The sequence below is a fragment of the Nocardiopsis camelliae genome (genome assembly GCF_028993595.1).
Classification (GTDB): Bacteria; Actinomycetota; Actinomycetes; order Streptosporangiales; family Streptosporangiaceae; genus Nocardiopsis; species Nocardiopsis dassonvillei.
The window spans coordinates 3,162,093-3,184,167 of sequence record NZ_CP118614.1 but is presented as its reverse complement, the minus strand read 5'-3'; the positions used below and the strand labels follow the sequence as shown (position 1 = coordinate 3,184,167).

13 protein-coding genes, 1 tRNA gene and 2 pseudogenes are annotated in these 22,075 nt (G+C 66.3%); 3 read left to right on the top strand and 13 right to left on the bottom strand.

What is annotated here, in order from left to right; translation table 11 throughout:
- Positions 1-55: 55 nt before the first annotated feature.
- From PV789_RS13880 to PV789_RS13860, 5 genes and pseudogenes are all read right to left on the bottom strand, one after another.
- A pseudogene (locus tag PV789_RS13880) lies at positions 56-115 on the bottom strand (hypothetical protein); the annotation flags it as partial.
- Positions 97-600 (bottom strand): tyrosine-type recombinase/integrase, encoded by a 504-nt coding sequence (locus PV789_RS13875; RefSeq protein WP_274977824.1) that lies wholly within the window; start codon positions 598-600, stop codon positions 97-99. The gene PV789_RS13875 and the pseudogene PV789_RS13880, both read right to left, overlap by 19 nt.
- Positions 601-1,284: 684 nt before the next feature.
- Entirely contained in the window at positions 1,285-1,590 is a 306-nt protein-coding gene (locus PV789_RS13870) for a hypothetical protein (protein ID WP_274977823.1), read from the bottom strand.
- Positions 1,591-1,628: 38 nt separating this feature from the next.
- Positions 1,629-8,717 (bottom strand): RHS repeat-associated core domain-containing protein, encoded by a 7,089-nt coding sequence (locus tag PV789_RS13865; protein ID WP_274977822.1) that lies wholly within the window; start codon positions 8,715-8,717, stop codon positions 1,629-1,631.
- A gap of 70 nt (positions 8,718-8,787) precedes the next feature.
- Positions 8,788-12,249 carry a LamG-like jellyroll fold domain-containing protein gene (locus PV789_RS13860; RefSeq protein ID WP_498049346.1) on the bottom strand — a complete coding sequence of 1,154 codons (3,462 nt, stop codon included), beginning with the start codon at positions 12,247-12,249 and terminating at the stop codon, positions 8,788-8,790.
- Between the two features lie 729 nt (positions 12,250-12,978).
- Between PV789_RS13860 and PV789_RS13855 the strand changes: the two genes are divergently transcribed.
- Positions 12,979-13,059 (top strand) — tRNA-Arg (locus PV789_RS13855).
- A 436-nt stretch (positions 13,060-13,495) separates the two neighbouring features.
- Entirely contained in the window at positions 13,496-13,663 is a 168-nt protein-coding gene (locus tag PV789_RS13850) for an IS3 family transposase (protein ID WP_274977820.1), read from the top strand.
- Positions 13,664-13,916: 253 nt separating this feature from the next.
- On the opposite strand, the gene PV789_RS13845 is transcribed toward PV789_RS13850, so the two are convergent.
- The 5 genes from PV789_RS13845 to PV789_RS13825 form a co-directional block, all read right to left on the bottom strand.
- On the bottom strand, positions 13,917-14,477 hold the full coding sequence (locus PV789_RS13845; protein ID WP_274977819.1) for a DUF4865 family protein: 561 nt from the start codon (positions 14,475-14,477) through the stop codon (positions 13,917-13,919).
- Between the two features lie 265 nt (positions 14,478-14,742).
- Positions 14,743-15,306, bottom strand: coding sequence for a TetR/AcrR family transcriptional regulator (locus tag PV789_RS13840; protein ID WP_274977818.1), 564 nt, complete (start codon positions 15,304-15,306; stop codon positions 14,743-14,745).
- Between the two features lie 574 nt (positions 15,307-15,880).
- Positions 15,881-16,702 carry a DUF4097 family beta strand repeat-containing protein gene (locus PV789_RS13835; RefSeq protein ID WP_274977817.1) on the bottom strand — a complete coding sequence of 274 codons (822 nt, stop codon included), beginning with the start codon at positions 16,700-16,702 and terminating at the stop codon, positions 15,881-15,883.
- Between the two features lie 8 nt (positions 16,703-16,710).
- Positions 16,711-17,352 carry a TetR/AcrR family transcriptional regulator gene (locus PV789_RS13830; RefSeq protein ID WP_274977816.1) on the bottom strand — a complete coding sequence of 214 codons (642 nt, stop codon included), beginning with the start codon at positions 17,350-17,352 and terminating at the stop codon, positions 16,711-16,713.
- Between the two features lie 448 nt (positions 17,353-17,800).
- Positions 17,801-19,279: a tyrosine-type recombinase/integrase gene (locus tag PV789_RS13825; protein WP_274977815.1), complete on the bottom strand. Its 1,479-nt coding sequence runs from the start codon at positions 19,277-19,279 to the stop codon at positions 17,801-17,803.
- Positions 19,280-19,691: 412 nt separating this feature from the next.
- Between PV789_RS13825 and PV789_RS13820 the strand changes: the two are divergent.
- Positions 19,692-20,318: pseudogene (locus PV789_RS13820) on the top strand (transposase); the annotation flags it as partial.
- Between the two features lie 5 nt (positions 20,319-20,323).
- Here PV789_RS13820 and PV789_RS13815 read toward each other — a convergent pair.
- From PV789_RS13815 to PV789_RS13805, 3 genes are all read right to left on the bottom strand, one after another.
- Complete coding sequence (locus PV789_RS13815) at positions 20,324-20,557, bottom strand: hypothetical protein (RefSeq protein WP_274977814.1); 234 nt, start codon at positions 20,555-20,557, stop codon at positions 20,324-20,326.
- A 314-nt stretch (positions 20,558-20,871) separates the two neighbouring features.
- Positions 20,872-21,087 carry a hypothetical protein gene (locus PV789_RS13810; protein WP_274977813.1) on the bottom strand — a complete coding sequence of 72 codons (216 nt, stop codon included), beginning with the start codon at positions 21,085-21,087 and terminating at the stop codon, positions 20,872-20,874.
- 11 nt (positions 21,088-21,098) lie between these two features.
- A complete protein-coding gene (locus PV789_RS13805; RefSeq protein ID WP_274977812.1) occupies positions 21,099-21,431 on the bottom strand; it encodes an SMI1/KNR4 family protein in 333 nt (110 codons plus the stop codon).
- Positions 21,432-22,075 lie beyond the last annotated feature (644 nt).

Genomic DNA, 22,075 nt, shown 5'->3' with positions numbered 1-22,075 from the left:
TCGACTGGAGCTGCCGGGCGATGCGCATCGTGCCCCGGGCCCGGTCAATGTCCTCCCACCGCACACCCACCACATCGCCCCGCCGCAGCCCGGTCATCACCAGCAGGTGGAACAGGGCGTACAGCCAGTGGTCGGACACGAAGTCCAGGAAAGCGCGGGTTTGCTCGACCGTCCACACCGCCACCGCCGGTCGCATCCGGCTATGGGTCCACTTGGCCACCGCCTGGTCGGTCCACACCACCGGCCGCGTACCCACCCCCGGCTCCAACCGCAGGCCTCGAGCGAGGTTGGAGGGCAGCAACCGCTACGCACCGCGGTGTTCAACGCCGCCCGCAACGTGGACCGCACCCACTGCACCGTCGCCATAGCCACTGACCTGCCCCTGGGCGTGGCGTGTTCGGCGATGCCTTCGAAGGCCCGCTGTACCCGGGCGGGCGTCAACTCCTCCAGAACCGCTTCGCCCAAGTGCGGGATGAGGTAGCGGTCGATGTGCTCGGCGTAACTGACACGGGTGCGCGCACGCAACCGGGTCCGCCCCTCCAGCCAGTGCTGAAGCCACGCGGCCACCGTCCACACCACCGGGCTCCGCACCCTGCTCATCGCCTTGGGCCCTGCGCAGGGCCACGCGTGCGGCCTCACGGGAAGCGAAGCACCCGGCACCGACCACCCGAGGTCTGGTCTGACTCGAGCGAGAAGTACCAGCTTCCATGCCCACGGGAGCGCAACCGCGGGCAACCACTCCCGGGCCTCCTCGACGTACCGGCCCTCCGACACCCGCACCGCTTGAACACCGAACCAGACCCCAACATCACCACCACCTCCAGCCCCAGTCTCACCCTGAGGATCAGAGAAGACGAGTGACAGAAGACAATCCCGGCACGAGACAGTTCAACGCCGCCCGCAACGTGGCGCGGATCCGCTGCACCGTCGCCGCAGGCGACGGCGCTCATGCAGACGCCACGCCCTGCGAGATCTACTCGAGGGCCTTCTGTATCCGGGCTGGGGTCAGCTCCTCCAACGGCACATTGCCCAGGTGGGGTGAGGCAGCAGTGAATGCGCTCGGCGGAACTGGTCCGGGTGAACGGGCTGCTTTCCAGCTAAATCAGCGCTGGCTGGCACTGAAGCACGTCACCTTGAGCCCGAGCAGGATCGCAGAGTTCACCCAAGCCGACCTCATCCTCAACAATACATGGAGACACAATTTACCGAGAAGCCCCTAGCCCAACCAAACAACAGAGATCCAACAGGATCAGGCACTCAGACTGAACGCTCGGACAAAAGTTTTCAATCTCCGGAGAAAATAAGCTTTCTATGCGGCCGCAAAGGCACCAACTCAGCCAACTCGATCAGCTCCTGAATCATAGGGGCCATTTCACCGTCCCCGAAGGATCGATACGCAGAGCAAAGCTCTTCCAGCACCACTCCAACCTGACGAGAGTTGAATATGGTATCACCATAAAGATCCACATGACCCAACATAGGGTACTCTTTGCGCGAATCTAGCTTTCGCAAGAATTCATTAATATTCTGACGAACACAGCGAGACACGACGGCACCGCCGTATTCGCACACCAGAACGCTGACCGACAACTAGAGCACCTCCACATCGGCCATGAGAAAAGGAATCATCACCTGGGCCCCCCGGGATGCATAGTAATAACGCCACCCCACTTGTCAGATATAACGGTGTAGGTCGATGTAGGAGCCCCGCCGTCCGTAGGCGCCTCCGTGCCAACCGGCCGACCGGCGTCACATACGCGCACACAATTACCATTCAATTGAACCTCGGCGCCAAAGGACTCAGACCGATCTGCCAGTTCATACAGATCTTCACTGTCATAGAAGTAGCCTTTGGTTTCATCCCTCATTGACCCACTTTCAGTATGCTTATCACGGACATACTTTTCTGAAACATCATCCAAAAAGGCTGGTTCACAGTTGTGGTTGAGGAGATCTAGCGATCCCGCACCCACGTGGAATGTGTGGACGCCCTGGACGGTCAGGTTATGGACCGTCGCGGCCTGCGTCCAGGCCTGGACCGCGGAGACCTGCACCCAGGTGCCCGAGGAGGTCTGCAACCACATCCCCGGAGCCAGGTCAACCGCGTCAACCCACTGCTCCAGGTCGGGCACCCAGAACGGGTGCCCGTCGGTCGCGATGACCACGTCCCCCGCTGTTACCGGGCCAGGGACACCCGACTGCTCGACCTGCTCACCTTCAGCTTCAGAACCAGACTTCCCACCGGCCGCCTCGCGTTCGGTGGTCGGGTCCACCGTGATCTCCACCAGGTGCTTGCTGCCCGACCCGATGATGGTGGCCAGCACCGTCCGCGCGGTCTGTTCACCGGTCTCCGGATCGGTGGCCAACACCTTCTCACCGACATCAACGTCTTCAATCGGTTTGGTCGACCCGTCGGCCATCACCACACCCGTGCCGGGCACAAAACTGTTTCTGCCTGAGCAGAGGCCGTCGACCCTCTTGTTGGCATCGACCAGGTCGTCGACACCGTCGATGAGGTCACCGCCGAGCCTGGTGATCTCCCGCCCCAACTCCGCGGCCTTGCCCCACCTCAGCCCGTACTTCGCCGCGATCTTGGCTGGCAGACCGCCCACGAACATGAGCGCGATGTTGACAGCGGTCTCACCACACGCCCCCAGGTCACCGGTGGTGAAGCACTCGAGCCCCGCCGTGATACCGAGCTCGTCCGCGACCAGTTGGGCCAGCCCAGTGGCTGCCTTGATCAGTTTCTGTTTGGCTTCTTCCTTCTCCCTCTTGGCGTCCTGGTATGCCTGATACTGCTGACCCTGATAAGTGCTCCCCGAAGAACCTCCAGAACCACCCCTGGGCGACAACCTGTTGGCCCAGCCCATGAGGCTCCGCCACGTGGGATGAGTGGTGACGTCAAAGCCCCAGCCCCGTGCCGCCGTTGCCGCGATATTCAACGCGAGCCTGATCGTGCTGCCGATGAAATTGGCGAGCTGCTTGAAGAAGAGGCCATCGGGGTCACTGAAGGAAACGGGGTTGTTGTTGGCGTAGGTATAGCCGTGCATCTGCTGGTGGTCGGTCACATCCATAACCGGGTCCACCGAGATGAAGCGCCCCAACGACGCGTCATAGGAGCGCGCCCCGAGCTGGGTCAGCCCTGTGGATTCGTCAACGGTCCCGTTCACGAACCCGCGTTCAGCCGGCCACTGGCCCTGACCAGCCCGTGCCTGACCGAAAGCCGTCATGTACCGGTGGGTGGCCTCTCCGGTACGGGCGTTGACCGCGATCTGTCCGCTGCCGTGGTGATCGGAGTGGATCCACGAAAGGTTTCCCTCGTTGTCACGTACCGCCACGGTCTCGTCAGCGAAGGTGTAGAACCGTGTCGCTTCCTTGAGCAGGCTCTGCCGGTCCAAGCGCAGCTCCATACCCGGCAGGTACAGGGTGGAGGCGTCTGGGGCGTGGCGGATCAGGCGCTGTCCGTCGGCGTCATAGACGAAGGAGGTGGCGGATCCGTTCTCCTCGACCACACGTGCGAGCTTTCCCTCCGCGTCCCACTCCAGCTCCTGGTCCCGGACAGCGGTGGTACGGCCGGTCATGTTGCCGGCTTCGTCGTAGGCGTACTGTTCCAGCCGGTCGCCCGCGGGCCCGGTCTCGGTCACCTGCGCCAGGGCCTGAGGGGCTATCCCCTCCTGGCCTCCATGGGCATAGGTGCGCACGGTGTCGGCCACCGGGTCGTGGCGCGTCTCGGTGACGCGGTTGCCCAGGGTGTCATAGGTGTAGGAGTGCCAGTAGGGGGCCGCACCGCCCAGGTCATCGGTCGAGGGTTCGGTCGCGCAGGCCTGCTCGCCGGTGGCGTCCGGTGTCCATACGTCCGTCATCCGGCGCATGTGGTCGTAGGCGAAGCACTGTACGTCAGCCTGGAGGTGGTCTGCGGTGGGTTCGTTGCGCAGGCTCAGTACGTTGCCCGCGTCGTCGTAGGCGTAGTGCTGGTGTGCGAGTGAGCCGGTGATGCCGAGTTCAGGGACCAGAGTGGTTTCGGCCATGCGTCCGGTGGCCTGGTCGTAGTGCCGGGTCAGGTAGGTCGCGTGCGTACCCGAGACGTCCATGTCCATGGTGCGCTGGCGCAGCTCACCGGTGCTGTTGTAGACCACATTGGTGACGTAGTCAGAAAAGCCCGACATCTGTACCGGTAGGCCCAGATCGTTGAAGGAGTAGGCCACCGTCTCCTGGCCGAGTGCACCCGCGGAGGGCATCGTCACCGCTCGGACCGTGCCGTCGAAGTTGTACTGAGTCGAGGAGCGATAGCGTCCGGAAAGGCCGGCCTCACTGGAGGGGATGAGGATCTCCGTCGTGATGGGCCGGTAGAACTGGTCGTAGGTCACGACCCGGCTGGTGTAAGCGCTGCCGTCCACATACCGGGTGGAGGAGGTCGGGTGCCCCTTGGCCAGGGTGTCGTAGACCCAGCGTGCACGCGGAGACCCTTCGGGGCTGTCGTCGTACAGGCCCGTCTGCCGCCCGAGGGCATCGTAGGTGTAGGCGAGCGTCTCACCACGGGCGTCCGTCTTGGTGGCCAACTGGTCGAGCTGGTTGTAGGACATCGTGGTGGTGCCCGCGACGGGGTCCTCGGTCTGGGCGAGACGACCGCGGAGATCGTAGCTGTAGGCCCAGGTGTTGCCCTCGGGGTCGGTGACCGAGGCGAGTTCGTCGTTCTTGGCGTAGGTGTAGGTGATCGAGTCGTAGTCGCCCTCCGGGAGGGGACCGTGGTGCGTACGGGTCTCAATCATCCGTCCGCGGGCGTCATTGACGACGGTGGTCGCCGTTTCACCGTCCGGCGGGGTGATGAGGAATCGGTCGCCGTGGTGTTCGGTGGTGGTGCGCCAACGCTCCTCACCGAAGCCGACGTGGACGACGTCGGTGGAACGCCCGGCTCCGTCATAGAGGGTCCTGGTCTGGCGAGGGATATCACCGTCATTGGCGGCTACGAACAGAGTGTCGCTGGGGTCTTCGGTGTTGTAGTAAGCCTCGCGCTCTTTGACAATCTGTCCACGCGTGTCGTGGAAGGTGTCGGTAATCAGTCGTCCACCGTTCACGCCCGGGCTCTGGATCTGGCGCGGACGCAGGAACGCGTCGAAGATCTCGTAGCTGGTGGTGTACTCGGTCGAGGTACGCAGAGAGTGCGTGACGATGGAGGTGGGCGCGTCCTGACGGATGTGGTACTCGAACTTGCTGGTCGGAGTTTCCGTCTCGGGGTCGCGACCGGGAAGCCACACGCTGGTCAGACGACCGAGGGGGTCGTAGGCCATGTGCATGGTGCGGTTGTTGGCGTCGGTCTCGGAGACGGGCAGGCCACGGGCAGGATCGGCCCGTGTGGTCGTGGTGTGTCCGAGGGGATTGGTCTCGGTGGTGGCCTCGGGGAGTCCGGCGCTCGTGAAGGCGTACTCGGTGGTCGTCACACCTCCGGCGGCGTCGGTCTCGGAGACGGTGTTGCCGAAGGAGTCGAACTCGGCTTCCTGCACCATCTGGTAGACGGGCTCGCCGCCGGAGTAGGAGTCCAGCTTCTCCGTGCGGGTGGGTAGGCCCGTGGTCGGGGCCGCGCCGTGCGTCCCCCCGTCGTAGAACACCCGCTCGTCAGTGATGACGTCGGCGGGACGGTCGGGAGTCTCCTCACAGTCCACCGCAAGGGTCTCGGTCCGGGAAGCGAGGTTGAGGATCCACGCACTGGTGTTGTCGACGTAGTCGGTACGGACGCACCTTTCGTCACCGGATACGTCCACGTCGCCGTGCTCACGTGCCTGGGTGACGGCGCCCTGGTCGTTGATGGTGTTGTCGACACGGGTCTGGTACCAGCTCCCGTCCTCTTTTCGCGCGAACTTGACGACCTGTTCGGTCTGGATCATGTGCGCGCTCTGGCTGCCCCAGGAGTGGGTGACCTCGGCTGTCTCCTTCAGCCAGGGCTTGGTGATTTCCCGGGAGATGACCTCGCCGCCCTCGCCATCCCGGGTGGTGACCTCGAGCAGGGTGCCGTTGAGTTCCTTGTGGTCGGTGTGCTCGACTCCGCGTGAGTCGGTGACCGAGACGTCCCTGGTTCCGCTCGGCTGTTTGTCGCCGTCCATGCCCTGGAAGTACAGGTACTCGGTCTCTGTCCGCTCCTCGCTGGCGTGGCCGGTACGCACGATCACGCGGTCGTAGCCTCGCCAATCCCCCCAGGTGCGGTACTTGTCCTTGACCATGCCGTCGGCCTCGGTGTAGCGCCAGGCCGGGGTTCCCACGTAGTCGTAGCTGGTAGTGAGTGTCGGCTGGTCGGTGACATCGTCAACCTCGTTGACCTCGGTGACGACGTACTTGTGGAACCAGTCGGTCAGCTCCACCCCGCCTTCGGGGGTCCACTTGACCGGATAGCAGCGCTTGGTGTTGTCGTGCGGCTCAGGAGTCTCGCCGTGCACGCACTCGGGTGCGGAGTAGGTGATATCGAGCTGTCCACCGGACTCGGTGCGGATCTCGGTGACGCGCCAGCGCAGCATCGGCGCGATGTCGTCGGTGGGCGAGTCCACCCGGTTGGGCATCTGCGTGCCGCCGAAGGTGACCTTGGGCAGGGTCTCGGTACCGCCCACGTGGCCGGTGTGCTCGATGGAGTCCAGCCACAGGGTCGGGCCGGTGCCGTCGCCCGCCTCGGGGAAGGAGTGCTCCAGCGTCCAGGAGTCGACCTTGGTGTACTCGTCGCCGTTGTGGACCTGGGTGGTGATGGCGTCGAGTTTCCTGGTGGACCAGAAGGTGGGCGAGTGCTTGCCCGCGCAGGAGGCACCGGACTCGCAGTCCTGGTCCAGGGGGACGTCGGGCCAGTGCTCGGCGTTGTCGGAGGTGCGCTCGTCGGCGGCGCAGTCGAAGGAGTCGGTGACCAGGCAGCGTTCGGAGGTGGAGAAGGCCACGCGCGCCGGGGCGGTGGCGTACACGTCGTCGCTGCGCAGCCCGTACTCGATGCGTTCGATGTTGGCCGCGCGCACGTAGGGGGTGGCGGTGTTGGTGAGGTTGCGGCCGTAGTGGTTGGTCTCGGCGTCGTAGTAGAACGTCATGACGTTGCCGTGCACGTCCACGACGTAGTCGAGGTTCCACTTGTAGGCCTGCTGGCACCAGGATTCGGCGAAGGTGGAGTCGTAGCAGGGCTGCCCGGACTCTGCCGCGTAGACGGGCATGGTCTGTGCGGAGTCGGTCTCGGGGTCGCCATTGGACCAGCCGGGCAGGCGGTTGCGGCCGAAGAAGTACTGGGTGCCGTCAGGGGTGGTGACCTTCCAGTACTCGCCCTCGTGCGCCCCGTTGGTGGCGCCGGTGAGCCTTTCGACCTTGGTCCCGTCGTCGTTGGACAACCGGTAGCTGCCGTCGTCGTGCTTGATGAGCGCGCCGGAGTGTCCGCTCATGGACAGGGTGACGTTGTCGGTGTTCCAGCACAGGTCACCGGTCTCGTGTCCGGAGTCCACGCAGGCGGCGTAGCGGCGCTCAATGGAACCGGGGGCGTAGGAGAACCCGTCACCGATCCAGGAGGTCTGGTTGTTGGAGGTGGCGATACGGCCGTCGATCCCACCGGAGGAGTAACTCAATCCCACTGCGGGGGACAGTTGGCTGGGAGCGGGTGGTGTGGTGACCCCGTAGGACCAGGAGAAGTCACCGGACTGAGTGTTGACGTTCCAGCTGGAGGAGGCTGACAGCTGGGTGGCACCGTAGTCGCCGTTGCCGCCGGAAGAGGCGGCGGTGACCGCGAACAGCGATCCCTGAGCGGGCGCAGCTCCCACGACGGCGGACAGGCTCTGCTCCGGAATGTTGTTGTCCAGGAGTTGGGGGGCGTCGAAGGCGACCGTGTCCTCCGCCGAGCAGGAGTCGTCCAGGACGCAGGGGTCGAGCTCGACGACGTGCAGGCGAGAGGCGTAGTCGCCGCCGAACGCCGCGGCGAACTCGGAGTAGTCCACCTCCATCTGAACCGGCGCGAGGGTGGGCGAGTCGTCGGTGCGGGTGATGTTGACGAGCAGGCCGTGTACTCCGGCCGCCTGAGCGTCGGCCTGGTCCAGGATCTCAACCTGGACCGACTCGACGGGCTCGGGGACGGAGAAGGCGTCCACCTCGGGCTCGTTCGGGGTGACGGGCTCTCTGCGCATCTCGTTGCGGCCGGGGGACGGACTGCTGTCCGGAGAGGGTTGCGTGGCCTCCGGCGCCTCTTCCGCGGCTTCCTCGGCGGTGTCCGCATCGGGCTCCCGTGTCGGAGGGTCCACGCGCGGTGGTTCGTCCGCCGAGGGTGTCTCCTCCGACGCGGAAGGCTCGTCCTCCGGTATGTCGTCCTTGGGAACCTGAGGTTCCCACTCCTGCCAATGCTCGGGGACCTCCCAGTCGGCGAGGTCGTCTCCCGCCACAGCCGTGACCGTGACCGGAGACTGCTCCTGGGCTCCGAACGTCCGCGCCTGTCCCCCGCCCAGGTCCACATCGGCGGCCGAGGCCTCGGGCCAGTCAACCTCCTGAGGTGCGGCCACAGCAGCCTCGGCGACGGCGTTGCTTCCCTCAAGGGGTTCCGCAACCAGGTCCTGCCCCTCGACGGAGGACAGGTCCTCCACCTCCGGGCGCGGGTTGTAGGCCGTGGCGGACGCTGGTAGGGCATTGAGCAGTCCGGCCACGAGGACGAGGCCGACCGAGTAGGTGATGCCGCGGCGGATCGGGCCGGGGCGGGTGGGGGTGTCACTGTGCGGGGTCACAGCAGTCCTCCTGTCCTCCACCGGTCGGGTGAAGGACGATCACAGGGGCAGGGGGATGTCGAAAGCGTTGTCAGCTCTGGGTGTCGGGGAATTCCCCCGCGTACACCCGGAACAGGCCTTGGTCGTTGAGTACGCCCTGGTAGGTGTGGACGTCGTCGATATCGCCGGTCCAGTGGTAGGTGTTCGAACCGCTGTGTTGGGCGCTACCGATCCGGAAGGGGCCGTCGGCGTGCCAGGCGTGGTCGACCGCCACACGGGACTCCTCGAAACCGTTGACGTAGAGCACCAGTTCACCGCTGGTGTGGTCGTGGACACCGGCCAGGTGGGTCCACTCCCCCAGCCGGGCGGCGGTGGTGGAGTAGGCGTAGGTCCATCCGGTCGAGCCTGAGGTGGGTTCGTCGTCGTGCGGGGCCATCTTGAACACCCAGGAGCTGTTCGAGCCCTGGTAGCCGAGGTGGAATCCGCTCTGGAACGCACCTGCCTGGCTCACCGCGGAGGTGTTGACCGCCGCACCGGTCTCGTCCAGACGCACCCATGCCGAGACGCTGAGGCTCCGGTCGGTGCGCAATACCGGTCCGGGTGCTTCGACGTACTCGTCGACGCCGTTGAGCCGTACTCCCGGCGAGGCGGTGAAGGAGTTCTCCGCCAGGTTCCACGCTGTGGCCGGGTCGGCGTTGAGGACGGCGTCGAGTCCGTGGTCGGTGGAGTCGGCCACCGCGGCGCCCTCGTACTCGTCGAGCATCCACCGGCCCTGGGCGGCGACCGGTTGGTTGGCCAGGCGCCATGTCTCGGAGGAGGTCTCGGTGTCGGAGACCGTCTCGTTCAGCACCAGCCGGTCCCAGACCTTCACGTCGTCGATCGCGCCGGGCCAGTAGTAGTTGCCGACGCCCTGGAAGAGGGCGCGTCCCATGGTCAGCGGTCCGGTGGCGTTCCACCCTCCGACGAGCGTGTCCGTGCCCTGCTTCACACCGTCGACGTACAGGGTCATCTCACCGGTCTGCTGGTCGTGGGTGCCCAGCAGGTGGGTCCACACCCCGACCTCGGCGGAGTCGGCGGAAGTCACCATGTCCCAGTTCCGGGAGCCGTTCCAGTACTCGTCCTCGGACGACATCTTGAACACCCACTGGCCGGTGTTGCCCTGGTAGCCCAGGTGGAAGGCGCTCTGCTGCTCGCCCTCCTGGGCGACGGCGGTGTGGTGGGCGTAGGCGCGGTCGAGCTTGACCCACGCCGAGACGGAGAAGGTCCCGGAGGTGTCCACGGCGGAGCCGTCAGCGGTGATCTCGTCGTAGGGGCCGGGATCTCCGTTGGTGTAGCCGCTGGTGTGGACGGCGGTGCCCTCCAGCCGGGGCGTGGGGTTGGTGTCGGGGTTGTCCACCGAGCCGACGCGTCCGCGGATCCAGTCCACCCCGCCGGAGAGGGTGGCGCCCTGGTCGGGATTGGCCGTGTCGGCGGCCCGGTTTCCCTGTCCTTCGTCGAAGGTGTAGTGGGCGACCGGGTCGCTGGGCGCGGCGACGAGGAAGGAGTAGGCGAGCACGCAGTCGGAGGAGTTGCCGAAGGCGTCCACCGTGCGCGCGTAGACCCAGTTGGGGCCCTCCAGGCGGGGGGTGAGGGTCACCGTCACCTCACCGCCCGGCTGTTCGGGTTCGGCCTCGGTGACGCAGGAGTCGTCGTTGAGGGCGTAGAAGTAGCTTTCGGCGTTCTCGATACCGTTGTTGGAGAGGGTGAACCGCCCGGGCAGGCCGGGGGAACCGTGGAACTCGTCCCCGGCGGGGTAGTCGGTGGAGGTGACCGCGGGGCCCTGGTCGGGGCGTGCGGTGCTGACCATCAGGTAGCAGTAGCCGGTCCATCCCGACCAGGAGGTGCCGTCGTGGGCGTTGGCCCGGTAGCCGATGAGCACGTCCTCGGGTAGTGCGCCGGAGCGCACCGACTGGTAGGAGCCCGAGGACCACACGGCCACGTTGGTCGAGGAGGTGTCCACCTCGCCGGTTCGCGTACCGTCCACCCACCAGGCGAAGCGGGTCTTGACCTTCTGGCGGTTGGCCGAGGTGGAGTCGCGGTCGCGCACGTAGGCGGTGAAGGTGGGCCTGGTCTCGTTGATCAGGCGCGGGTTGTCCGGGTCGGTGGCGCAGCTGCCGCCGTGGGAGTCCGAGACCTTGGTGGGGACCTCGGGCGGGTTGTTGTAGTCCACCTGCAGGGTCGGGTTGGAGTCGAAGCGGCGCCAGTCCCAGTTACTGGAGGACTTGCTCTCGTTGCCGCGCAGGCCCAGGGTGGTGGTCGTGTGGCCCGCGTCGCGGCTGTGCACGTACCCGTCGGTGGCGTCGAACTCCACTGTCGGCGAGGTGCCCCCGGGGCAGTTGGAGCGGCCGGCGTTGATGGTGCGGGTGTCGAGCCTGGTGTTCCAGAAAGCCGAGGTGTTCTGCCTGTTCCAGGTGGTGGAGGAGGAGATGGAGTCGGTGCGCCACAACTGGATCTGCGCGTTGGTGCACCCGTAGGCGTGGGTGACCCTGGGGCGGAAGGTGACCCGGGTGATGTCGGCGTTGCGGGTGCGCGAGTCGACGTTGAAGCGCCAGAACGCGCGCTTGGTGCTGCCGTCGCTCGGTTCGTAGCCCACGCCCGGGTCGTGGGAGGTGGAGTAGTTCCAGTACGACTGGCTCGGGTAGTTGGCGTCGACGTAGGTGCGCCCCACCCGGCTCACCGACAGCGAGGGGTCGATGTAGACCGGGTAGGCGGTCTCGGCGTCGTCGAGCATGGCGGCGTCGGGGACCAGGCGGATGCTGTCGGTGGTCAGGTCCACGCCCAGGAGTTCGGTGCGCGCGCCCATCGGGGCCATCAATGTGGGGTCCTCGCCGGTCTCCTCCGTGCCCGCGGAGTCCCACATCGCCGGAGCCACCGCGGTGAAGACGCTCTCCTGTCCCAGGTCGCCGATGGCTTCCAGGGTGCCGTTCTCGGCCAGGCGCATGGTCACACCGGTGGTGGCCAGTGCCATCTCCAGCTCGGCGAGGTCCTCGTGCTGGGCCGCCTCGGGGGTGTGCACCACCAGCACCTGTCCGAACCCGTCCACACCCGCGGTCAGCACCAGGTCCACGTCCGGCAAGACGTCGGCGTAGGTGGCCTGGGGGCCGTCGACAGTGGGTGCGGGCAGGTCCTCGTGCCAGCCCAGGTCGACGGAGTTGGAGCCGATGCCGATGCTGGCCAGGGCCTGGTCCCCGCCGCTGGAGAAGGCGATGTCGGCGCTGACTGCCTTGGGGCGGAGACGACCGTCGGAGTCCACGGCCAGGTCGGTGTCGACGGGGGTCCAGCCGTCCTGGTTCCGCACCCGCACCGGGAAGGCGCTCTGTTCCATGGTGAAGCTGCCGTCGGGGTTGGCCAGGTGCCGGGTGGTCTCGGTGGTGGCGGCGGTGATCTCGACGGGTTCGCCGGTCTCCTGCGCCAGGACCAGGGCTTCCCGGTCGGTGGTCAGATCGGCGGTCGAGACGGAGGGGCCGGGCTCGGGCTCCTCGTCCGCGTAGGCGGGGGTGGACAGAGCAGGCATGAGGAGCAACGACGCCGTGAGGGCAGCGCCGAGTACTCGCGCATGGCGGGGCATGGCAGAGCTCTCTAACCCAGGTTGGGGGATCACCGCAGGGGTTCCGTGTCATGGGGGCACGGGTGGTGGTTGTCCTGGGACCGAACGGGAAGTTAGCAGCCCGAAGGAAACAACACGAGAGTGTCACACGTCACAACATGTGGAACACGAGTGCACGACATGCACATTCAGCCACAGATAGGGAACTCAGCACCATGTTGGCCGCATCCGGCCACTTCCCTCTCGTTTGGCTTGGAAAAAGCCTGTTCACAGGACTGCCCCCTTTCGTGCGCTCCAAAGGACCGCAGCTCAGCGCGGGCCCATGTCGTTCCCCGACGAACGCATCCCACTTATGAGGACGAAAGCAAAAACAGACCACCGGACCCCAGGCCATCGACGCCCAGCATGAGCGTCTTCCATGCGCCCTGGCCCTCGTCGCCGCGAACGCGCAGGGACCCGTTGAACGCCTCGATACGCACCCGAAGCCGGACGGGGTCGGTCTCGGCCAGCCCCTTCAACCGCCACAGCACCCCGGTCCCGCTCCCCGCTTATGGAGGACCTCGCGAGGTGCCATCGGACGCCACCAGGGGCCGGTGTGTGCTCCGTTTGTGCTCCGCAGTTCCGGACTGGCACGACACCGGGCGACACCTCTTGACACGAAACGATGGCGGTGATCGGATGGATAAGGACGAAACGGTGCCCTGTGGCACGTAGAGGCACGAAAGCACCGGACTTCTAATCCGATGGTCGCAGGTTCGAATCCTGCCGGGTGCGCCACAAAACCCCAGGTCAGACGGGGTGCGCGAGGATCTCCGAGGAGGTCCTCGGCGTCGTTGGGGCCCTGAAATCCTCCATGTGTGCTCCCCAGTACAAGGGCCAGTACAGGTGGGCGCCCACCTCGCGGAGCACTTTGCCGTCCCGTGACCGTGGCGGCCCGCGCTGGAGTGACCCGCGTCCGCCCACCAGCGCCCCGCAGCCGCCCCAACCCGCCCGCGTGGGCACCCCAGGGCCTCGGACACGCCCGTCGCCCCATCGACCGCATATGGCTGCTCCAGCCGAAACCCCTCACCCCATGGGACCTTCCGCGCCACAACCTGATGGCATCAGCCCTGGACCCCGGGCTCCGGCAAAGTCGGGCAGCGGTGCGGGCGTGTCCGATCCGGTTGGATGGAAGTCCTTCACACCGCCATCCGTCCGAGGAACACGCCCGCGCATGCAGGTCGAACTGTTGGATCGGCGCAGGTGGCGGACCCGGCTGGAGTTGGCCAACGCGATCTTCGAGTACTTGGAGATCTTCCACAACCGGCAACGGCGGCATTCGGCGATCGGCTGGCTGACACCCGTAGAGTTCGAGAAGAGACTACCGAGCACCGTGGCCTGAGAATCCGAAAATACGGCTCCACCGAAGCCGGTACATGCCACCTCCATCTCACCCGGCACGAAACAACGGCCTGCGGCTGCCCTGAAGGCCGACCCGGGACGCCAGCATCGCCACGGCCCGCGTACCGGACGCGCGTCCCGCGACGGAGGGGTCGGCCCGGCGTGCGCCCGCCGCACCCCGTACACGCCGTTGGACGCGGTGTGGACCCGGAGGATGGTGTCGGTGAGCACCGCGTCCCGGACAAGGTCACGACTCAGCTCTCGGGTCCGGGTGAAACGTGCAACACCTCGTAACTGCTCGCCTCTCCGTCGACCGTCGGCTGATCGGCGCCCAGTTCGGCCAGCAGCAGGGTCCAGGTCGTGACATCGACTGCCGCCACCCTGCGCACGGTCGACGAACCGGCCGGGGAGAGGAAGCCGCCGGTAAGGTCCTGGACCACGTGGACGGGGGCGACGCCGGCAGGCAGCGGCCTCGTCGAGATCGACATCGACCGGGCTTCGTCAAGGCGGCGAGGGCCGCTGACGAGGCCGATGAGGGTCCAGTCCTGGATCGGGCGTCGCCCGAAATCACGCACGATCGCGGAGTATCCGGGCTCGCCCCAGCAGAACGCCCTCATCCCGTCGATGTCGTTCCATACGTAGAACGGGGCGTACTCGTTGACCGGCGCGCCGTTCGCCTTCTCCCGGATCAGGTACGCCTTGAAATCCAAGCCTGAGAAGCCGTCGAGCAGATGGCCAGTTCGAGCGACGCGATCGCGGATGATTCGCATGTCGTAGTCAGCTGGCAGCGGGACCGAATACTGCATGGCATACATCAGAGAGTTCCCTTCCCCATCATTGTCTGGTAGCCGTCGTAGGCAGCATCCGAGACGGGTGCGTTCCAGACCGCGGTGCCGCCGTCGGCCGCGGCTTCCCGCGTGGCGGCATGCGCCATCGGTCCCCATGCTCCGGACCCGCGCCAGTGGGTGCGGACGTCCGCTGCGGAGATGACCTCGTACGCAACCGGCCTCGAACCCTCGTCTGCGGAGCGCGCTACCTTCGCGCTAACGCGGCCCGTGAACGCCGCTTGGCCGGGGACGCTCACGCCGCGGCGCGTTCCAGCAGGCCCACAGCGCCTTCGACGGCCGCGTCGAAGCGCGAGGCGTCGCCGTGAGCTCTCGCGAGAACGTAACCGCCCTGCACGACCGCGGCGATGGTGCAGGCCAGAGCCGCCGGGTCGATGTCGTCGAGCAGCTCACCGTTCTCGATGCCTTGACGGACGACAGCGGCGACGGCGTCCACCAGCCAGTCCAGTGTCGTCGTCACAGGAGCCATCAACGGCGGGGACGCCAGAACGTCGGCATCGTAGGTCATCCGTCCCATCCGGCAACCGCGAAGGCTGTCCCGCTGGCGGCGCAGATAGCCCTCCAGCCTCTCCAGTGCGGTTCCCGGTCCGGACAGCAAGGCCTCAGCGTCGCGTCGCATGCGCCGGGCGCTCTCCTCAAGCGCCGCGACCGCCAGGTCCTCCTTGCCCTGGAAGTGGTGATACATACTGCCCTGGCCAGCCGAGGCCGCCTTCTGGATGTCCTTCGGGCTGGTCGCCGCGTAGCCGCGCGCCCACAACAGCTCCTGGGCCGCGGCTATCAAGCGCTCTCGAGTCTCCATGACCAAATTGTACCTATCAGTATGTACAGCCATCGACCGGAGGCCTCCCCGACCGGGGGGACACGGCCAGACCGACCGGGACGAGGCCGCGCCGCTGCGGCCGCCTCCCTGGCCGCGCCCGGGAACACCGTCTGGCAGGTCTCCCCGAAGCGGGCGGCCCCGAGAACGTCATCCTCCGTGAGACGTTCTACGCCGCAGGCTTTTTCAGTCCAGACGTGGTCTCCTCCCCACCCCGAGGTGTGTGGTCCGGGCGGTGAGAATCCTCGCCGTCCGGTTCCTCGCCGTCTTCACGTGACCTTCGGCGGCTGCTGCGCAGCCGCCGGATCGGATGCACTATCCCCGAGCGCAGCGATCAAAAGGCCTGGCGGCATCGGCGCGGCTCTTACGGTGGGCGCCCGCCCGCCTTCGATCGGCAGGTCTACAAGCGCCGCAACCTGGCCGAACGCTGCATCGGCCGTCTCAAGCACTACCGGGGGATAGCTACGCGTTTCGACAAGCTCGCCACGCATTACCGGGCCGGGGTCGTGCTGGTCAGCGCCCTGCTCTGGCTGGACCACGAACCAGAAAACAGAACCTAGCCGTTCCTTCTCAGGTTGATCGATCCGTTGTCGGTGGTGGCGGTGATCGCATGAGGGCTGCCGGGGGTGTCCGTCACGTCGGAGTCCACACTGCCGCTGTCCGTCGTGACGCTGACGTCGTACTCACCGTCGGGGACCTGCACGGTCAAGGCACCGTTCTCCGTCCTCGCGGTCACCTCGTCGGGGGCATCGGCAAAGGAGATCCGCACCTCCCCGTTCTCGGACTCGGCATCGACGCGGTCCGAAGCGAGGGCGGTGGCGCGTATCCGACCACTGGAGCTGGACATGCTCAAAGGTCCCGAGACCCCGTCGACCTCCACTCCTCCGTTGTCGGAGCTGATACGCAGCTCCGTGCTGAATCCGGCGGCCGTGATCTCACCGTTGGCGCCCTCGACCGTCAGGGCGACGCCCTCGGGGACGAGCACCTCGTAGCGGACCCGGCAACCACCGAGATCGATCACCGCGCAGTCGGTGTCCAGAACCAGGTCGTGGCCGTCGAACTCCCAGGATGTCTCCGATCGCCCGCCGAGGCCGATTCCCTCGGTGAACCACCGGGTGACCTGGAGCGCCTCGACGTCCGCGGGTCTCACGTCGAGGTCTCCGCTGTTCAGCAGGATCGTGACTTGGTCCTGGACCGGACCGAAGGTGCGTTCCTCCGGTTCCGTTCCGTCCAAGGAGGTGCAACCGGCCACGAGCGTGAGCACGAGGGGCACCGCTATGAGCAGGGCGGGCATACGCAAGGGGTTGAGGCACATGGTCTGGTGACGCCCGTGGCGTTCGGGGCTACGGAGTTCGGAGGCGGTGTTCGCGTCATCCATGGCACACCTCATCGGTCAGTCGGGGCGAGCGCCAGCAGCCCCGTGATCACGGCGGAAACAGCTTGTTCGACGGTGTCCTGGTCCACGGCCTCCGGATCGACGATGTGCTCCATCGACAGGCCGTTGCTCAGGCAGTGGAGGATCAGGCCGGCCAGCTCCGGCGCAACGGCCAGGGTGATGTCGTCCGCCTGCGCGATCTCGGCGATGGATCGGGCGGCCGCTTCTCGTTGGCTCCGGCGGAGCGGCGTGACGACCTCCTTCGTCCTGGCGTCGTGTGCGGCGAGTGCCGCGAACTCCAGGCCCAGCTGTCCCCTCTCGCTGTCCTCGGTGATGCGTCGCGCGACGATCCGTGCGGCCCGTCGGGGCATGGTGGCGGTATCGCCTCGGGTGTGGAACTCGTTCATCACCGCGGTGCGCTCGACGTCTGCCCCCTCTCTGAGGATGGAGCCGAAGAGTTCCTGCTTGCTTCCGAAGTTGGAGTAGATCGCCCCCTTGGTGAACCCCGCCTCGCGAGCGATGTCCTCCAGGCGGCTGTTCGCGTAACCGCGTTCTGCGAAGACCTTGGCTGCGGCGGCCAGCAGCCGTTGCCGTACCTCTTCGCGCGGTGTGCGGGGGATCGGCCCCTGCGGCCGTTCGTCCGTGTTTGCCATGGCGCGAACAGTAGCAAACTTTCGGCATTGAATACTTTCAGTACTGAAATGCGGGCACGTGTTCCCTGGTTTCTCCCTTAGGGAAGCGTCGTTCGGTGCACGTGGACGCCCGAGGCTCACCCGGCGCCGGGCCGGGTGAACCGGGCCAAGGCAATGGTCCTTCGTACAGCCCGGGGCGTCTCTGCCTCGCCGAACGCACCGGGCTGCCCCTCGTCCTCGTGCCGGGTTCGGCGGTTCCGCATGTGGTCGTGTCAGGGGAACACCCCGGGACTCCCCTGAGATTCAGGAGAGTTCACTGGCGGCGCAGGGAATCCGGCGCCCAGGGGACCTTTGATCCGATCGGTCACCGGACGCGGGCATGAGGAAACCCCAGGCCAGCCGGGGTGAACCCGTGCGCTGGCCTGGGGTCGGTGACGCCGTATGGCTCCTGGTGTGCTCGCCAGTTCGGCTACCCGACCGTCACCGGAGTCGGGCCTCGTAGCAGCGCGGCGGTGGCCTCGGCCGCCGCTTTGGCCACGTCCGGGAACACCGACTGGTAGGTGTCTTGGGTGAAGTGGGTGGTCGCGTGCCCGAGCTCGGCCGAGACCACCTTCACGTCCGTCCCGGCGGCCAACGCCAGTGAGGCGGCGCCGTGGCGGAGCCCGTGCAACGTGATCGGCGGCAGCCCGGCGGCCCTGGCGATGCGTAGGAACCAGTCACTGACCTGCCCCGGATGCCACCCCGAACCGTTCTCCTTGGTGAAGGCCAAACTGGTGTCCGTCCACGCTGGTCCGGCCTTGAGTCGGGCTTCGTTCTGGAACCGTTTCCAGGCCCGCAGCACCTTGATGGTGTCGGTGTCCAGAGTGATGGTGCGCTGGCCTGCCGCGCTCTTCGGGGTGGAGGTGATCGTCTCCCACGCGAGTTGTACGACCTGGACGCGGATGTCGATCTGCCCATCGGTCAACCTCGTGTTGGCCCAGGGCAGTCCGACCGCTTCTCCTCGGCGTAGGCCCTTGACCGCGATCAGGTGGAACATCGGGTACAGCCACGGGTACTTCCTCGCGTGCACCAGAAAAGCGCGTGTCTGTTCCGGGGTCCACACCATCACCTCCCCCGGTACCGTGCCGTCCTTCTTCCACTGGCGCACCCGGTCCGGTGTCCACACCAGCGGACGCTTCCTCGGACAGGAGGGCAGGCGTACGTGCGAGGCGATGTTCACTGACACGGGCAGGTCCGGGCGGCGCACCGCCTCCGACAACGCACTCCGGAGAGTCGCGCGGATGCGGTGCTTGGTGGACAGCGAGATCACCCGCCGTCCCCTGACCGAGGCCCGCACTTGGGGGTCGTCGGACTCGCGGCACTCCAGGATGTGAGCGTTGGTTTCCTCAATGAGATTGAACATGGTCTCGACGTGGCGGGCCTGGAGCTTGTCCAGCCTGAGTTGGCCCAGGTGCGGGACGATGTAGGTGCGGATGTGCCCGGCGTAGGAGGTCCGGGTTCCCGCGGCCAGGTCGGGTTTGCTCTTCAACCACTCCCCCAGACATGCGGCGAGGGTGGGGGGTTCGGTGCGTACGTCCACTGCCATCGCGACCCGTTTACGTACCTCTTCCAGGTCGGGGAGTGGGCGGCGTTGCTTCAACGCCGTCTGGACCAGGTCAGCGATCTGCACTTCGACCGTGGGGCCCTTCTCCGCCAGGGCGATCAACGCCTTGACGTGCCCGAGCTCTTTACGGGCTTGTTCCTGGGAGGGCAGGCCGACCCGTCGGGCTTGGCGGCGCCCACCCTGACTGGTCGGGGGAAGCTCGTACTGGAACGCCCACGCTCCGTGGGCCGGGTTCCAGCCTCCGGTCCGGCGTTTGAGCTGTGGACACCTGGCCCCCAACGCCCTGCCGGTGTTCTCGTCGCGGCATCCGCACCGTTTGAACGTGGACCCCTCACGCGCGGCCATGCACGGCCTCACCTTCATCTTGATCACCACGCACACCACATCCGTCAGCCCTCGGCAGTGAGCCGACCTCGGCCACGATGACCGAAGTGCTCACACCCACCCGGAACACCTGCTCACCACCTCTGAGCTGCACGGATACGGTATACGGCCCCGCGTGTGGCGGGGTACCACGCATCCACGCTCGACCTCGTAGAGGTGGTCAAGCGGATTCGACACAACCGTCGTCCGATGGGTGCACACCCCCGCCCGCCCATCCGATACGCCCGACATAGCCCCGTTCCGGCCACCGCCCTGAACAGGGCCGTGGCAGGGGTCAACGACGCGGGTTCCACCGAGCCCGCTATACGGCCCGTCCGCGCCGACCAGCCCGCCCAAGACGGTCCCCGAGTTACGGGCGGACGGGCCCGGGCAGGTCTTCACCTGGGACATCACCCGCCTCAAAGGACCTGGGCGGGGCGAGTACTTCCACGCCTACGTCATCATCGACATCTACTCGCGCTACGTGGCCGCGCACACCGTGGAGCGAGCCGAGTCCGGCAAGCGGGCCGCGGAGCTGATCGCGGATCTGGCCAAGGCCAGCAGCATCGCCCCGGCAGTGCTGCACGCTGACCGGGGTGCGGCGATGACCTCCAAGGAGGTCTCCCAACTGTTGTTGGACCTGGGCATCGAGCGCTCGCACTCTCGCCCCAAGCAGTCCAACGACAACCCATACTCAGAAGCGCAGTTCAAAACCCTCAAGTACACGTCGGACTACCCGGACCGGTTCGCTTCCCTGGCACACGCCCGCCAGTGGTTGGACGGGTTCATGGCCTACTACAACCACGAGCACCGCCATTCAGGGATCGGTTACCACACCCCGGCCTCGGTGCACTTCGGTACGGCCGCTCAGGTCCGCGACCAGCGGGCCGCCACCCTGGCCCAAGCCTATGCCGCCCGTCCGGAGCGGTTCTCGCGTCCACCGCGACCGCCCCAGGTTCCCGAGACCGTGTGGATCAACGATCCAGCCCACCGCCGGGACCACACGCCACAGAACGTTTGACCAGGTCACCATCTCATTTGACTTGACAAGTTCCGCTCGGTGCGAATCTCGGTGATGCGCCAGCGCAGCATCGGCGCGATGTCGTCGGTGGGCGAGTCCACCCGGTTGGGCATCTGGGTACCGCCGAAGGTGACCTTGGGCAGGGTCTCGGTACCGCCCACGTGGCCGGTGTGCTCGATGGAGTCCAGCCACAGGGTCGGGCCGGTGCCGTCGCCCGCCTCGGGGAAGGAGTGCTTCACCGCCCAATCTGGGAGTTGGCGTGTGCGAAACGGCCATGGCTCCGGTGGGCTCGTGGGCGTTCGCGCTGATCACGGCCGGGGTGGTCCTACTCGCCGCAGTCTGGATCACCACCTCCCACCGGCCGGGGAAACCGGAGAGGTGAGTGCCTCTCCACCGTGCGAGGGAAGACAGCTCACATCGGTGGAAGACCTCGCGAGGCGTTATCAGACACCGTCTGGGAAACGCCGATGTCGCCGCTCCGGGGTGCAGGTCGTGCAACAGCACCGACGGCAACCCACGCCCTGTTCACCGAGCGTGCGGCACCGTGGGAACGCTAGACCTCATACGGCGTGAAGTACGGGCGTTCCACCTGGTCAGCAATGGTGAACTCCTCGAAGGCGACGTCGGTCAGAACTCGGAAGAGACACTCCGAGGCGGACATCGGCAAACACCGCCAGGCGCCGACCTCCTCGCGCGCCACCACCGTCCAGTCCTCCGGCGGCACTTCGGCGTCAGCGGCCCAGTAGAACTCAACGGCCGTCACCGACATGGCCCAGGGGATCAGGCCCTGTCCCCCGGACGGTAGAGACCGTACGGATCGAAGCCGTCCCGTGTGAACAGATGCTCTTCCAGTGTCCGCAACAACGACGCCAGCCGGCCCGTCACCTGCGAGTCGGCGGCCCCCGGCGCACCGTACACATGCACATAACCGCTGAACTCCCCCACTCCGAAACACCGGCAGAGCTCCTTGTAGTCGGCGGGAAGCGCCGTGCCAAGACGCGCCTCGATCACGCCCCACGCGATGTCGATATTCCTCGGACGCCACTCGACGGCGTCGGCGATCCGACTTGTCCACGACACCGCGACCCCCTGTTGTCCCGGCAGTTTCGGCACGTTGCCGATCCGAACCCTGTTCGCTTGTGAACATTACCGGTACGGAGAACACGGTGGCACGCACCGTTGCTTGTCTGCGCGGGCTTCGAAGGGGTTGCCATGCAACCTCAATCAGCGCTGACATCTCGCGAACCCGGATTCGAAAAAACCCGGACCTGAACCAGACCAGCAATCCAGAACCGGAAGTCCGCGTTGAAGCACAACACGAACGCGCAGACATATGCGGCGCTTCAGGACATGCCAACGGCTGCATGGAACAGCCGACCCAAAGCCCGTCCGCAAACGGCGGGCCCCCTCGTTCCAAGGGCCGATCGCGCTGGTGTGGGACAACGAGCGTCGTCATGTCTGAGCGATGGCATGCCGGGCAACGGCTCGGCGGGAGCGGCTGACGGTGTTCCGGTTCCTGATTTGCGCTCGGGAGACGAATTCGGAGGAGGGTGCGGACCGCCCGCATCAAGGTCCTGTTAATACAAAAGTAAACGAGGGGAAACAATCCCCAGTTGCGGTTGCGCAATCCGAACGCCACACCAAATATCCATCCTACCAGTTGACAACTCCCTACGGCACAGTTACTGTCATCGCTTATGTCGAAATTCGCATCGTTGGTGCAGGGCCGACCCGGATACGGGCTCACAAGAGGACCT

What these genes read in the sequence shown, in the direction of transcription:
- PV789_RS13810 (WP_274977813.1), bottom strand. Translation starts at nt 21,087, where the DNA reads ATGTCGGTGACGGCCGTTGAGTTCTACTGGGCCGCTGACGCCGAAGTG.
- PV789_RS13830 (WP_274977816.1), bottom strand. Translation starts at nt 17,352, where the DNA reads ATGGCAAACACGGACGAACGGCCGCAGGGGCCGATCCCCCGCACACCG.
- PV789_RS13845 (WP_274977819.1), bottom strand. Translation starts at nt 14,477, where the DNA reads ATGTATGCCATGCAGTATTCGGTCCCGCTGCCAGCTGACTACGACATG.
- PV789_RS13850 (WP_274977820.1), top strand. Translation starts at nt 13,496, where the DNA reads ATGCAGGTCGAACTGTTGGATCGGCGCAGGTGGCGGACCCGGCTGGAG.
- PV789_RS13860 (WP_498049346.1), bottom strand. Translation starts at nt 12,249, where the DNA reads ATGCCTGCTCTGTCCACCCCCGCCTACGCGGACGAGGAGCCCGAGCCC.
- PV789_RS13825 (WP_274977815.1), bottom strand. Translation starts at nt 19,279, where the DNA reads ATGGCCGCGCGTGAGGGGTCCACGTTCAAACGGTGCGGATGCCGCGAC.
- PV789_RS13840 (WP_274977818.1), bottom strand. Translation starts at nt 15,306, where the DNA reads ATGGAGACTCGAGAGCGCTTGATAGCCGCGGCCCAGGAGCTGTTGTGG.
- PV789_RS13875 (WP_274977824.1), bottom strand. Translation starts at nt 600, where the DNA reads ATGAGCAGGGTGCGGAGCCCGGTGGTGTGGACGGTGGCCGCGTGGCTT.
- PV789_RS13835 (WP_274977817.1), bottom strand. Translation starts at nt 16,702, where the DNA reads ATGGATGACGCGAACACCGCCTCCGAACTCCGTAGCCCCGAACGCCAC.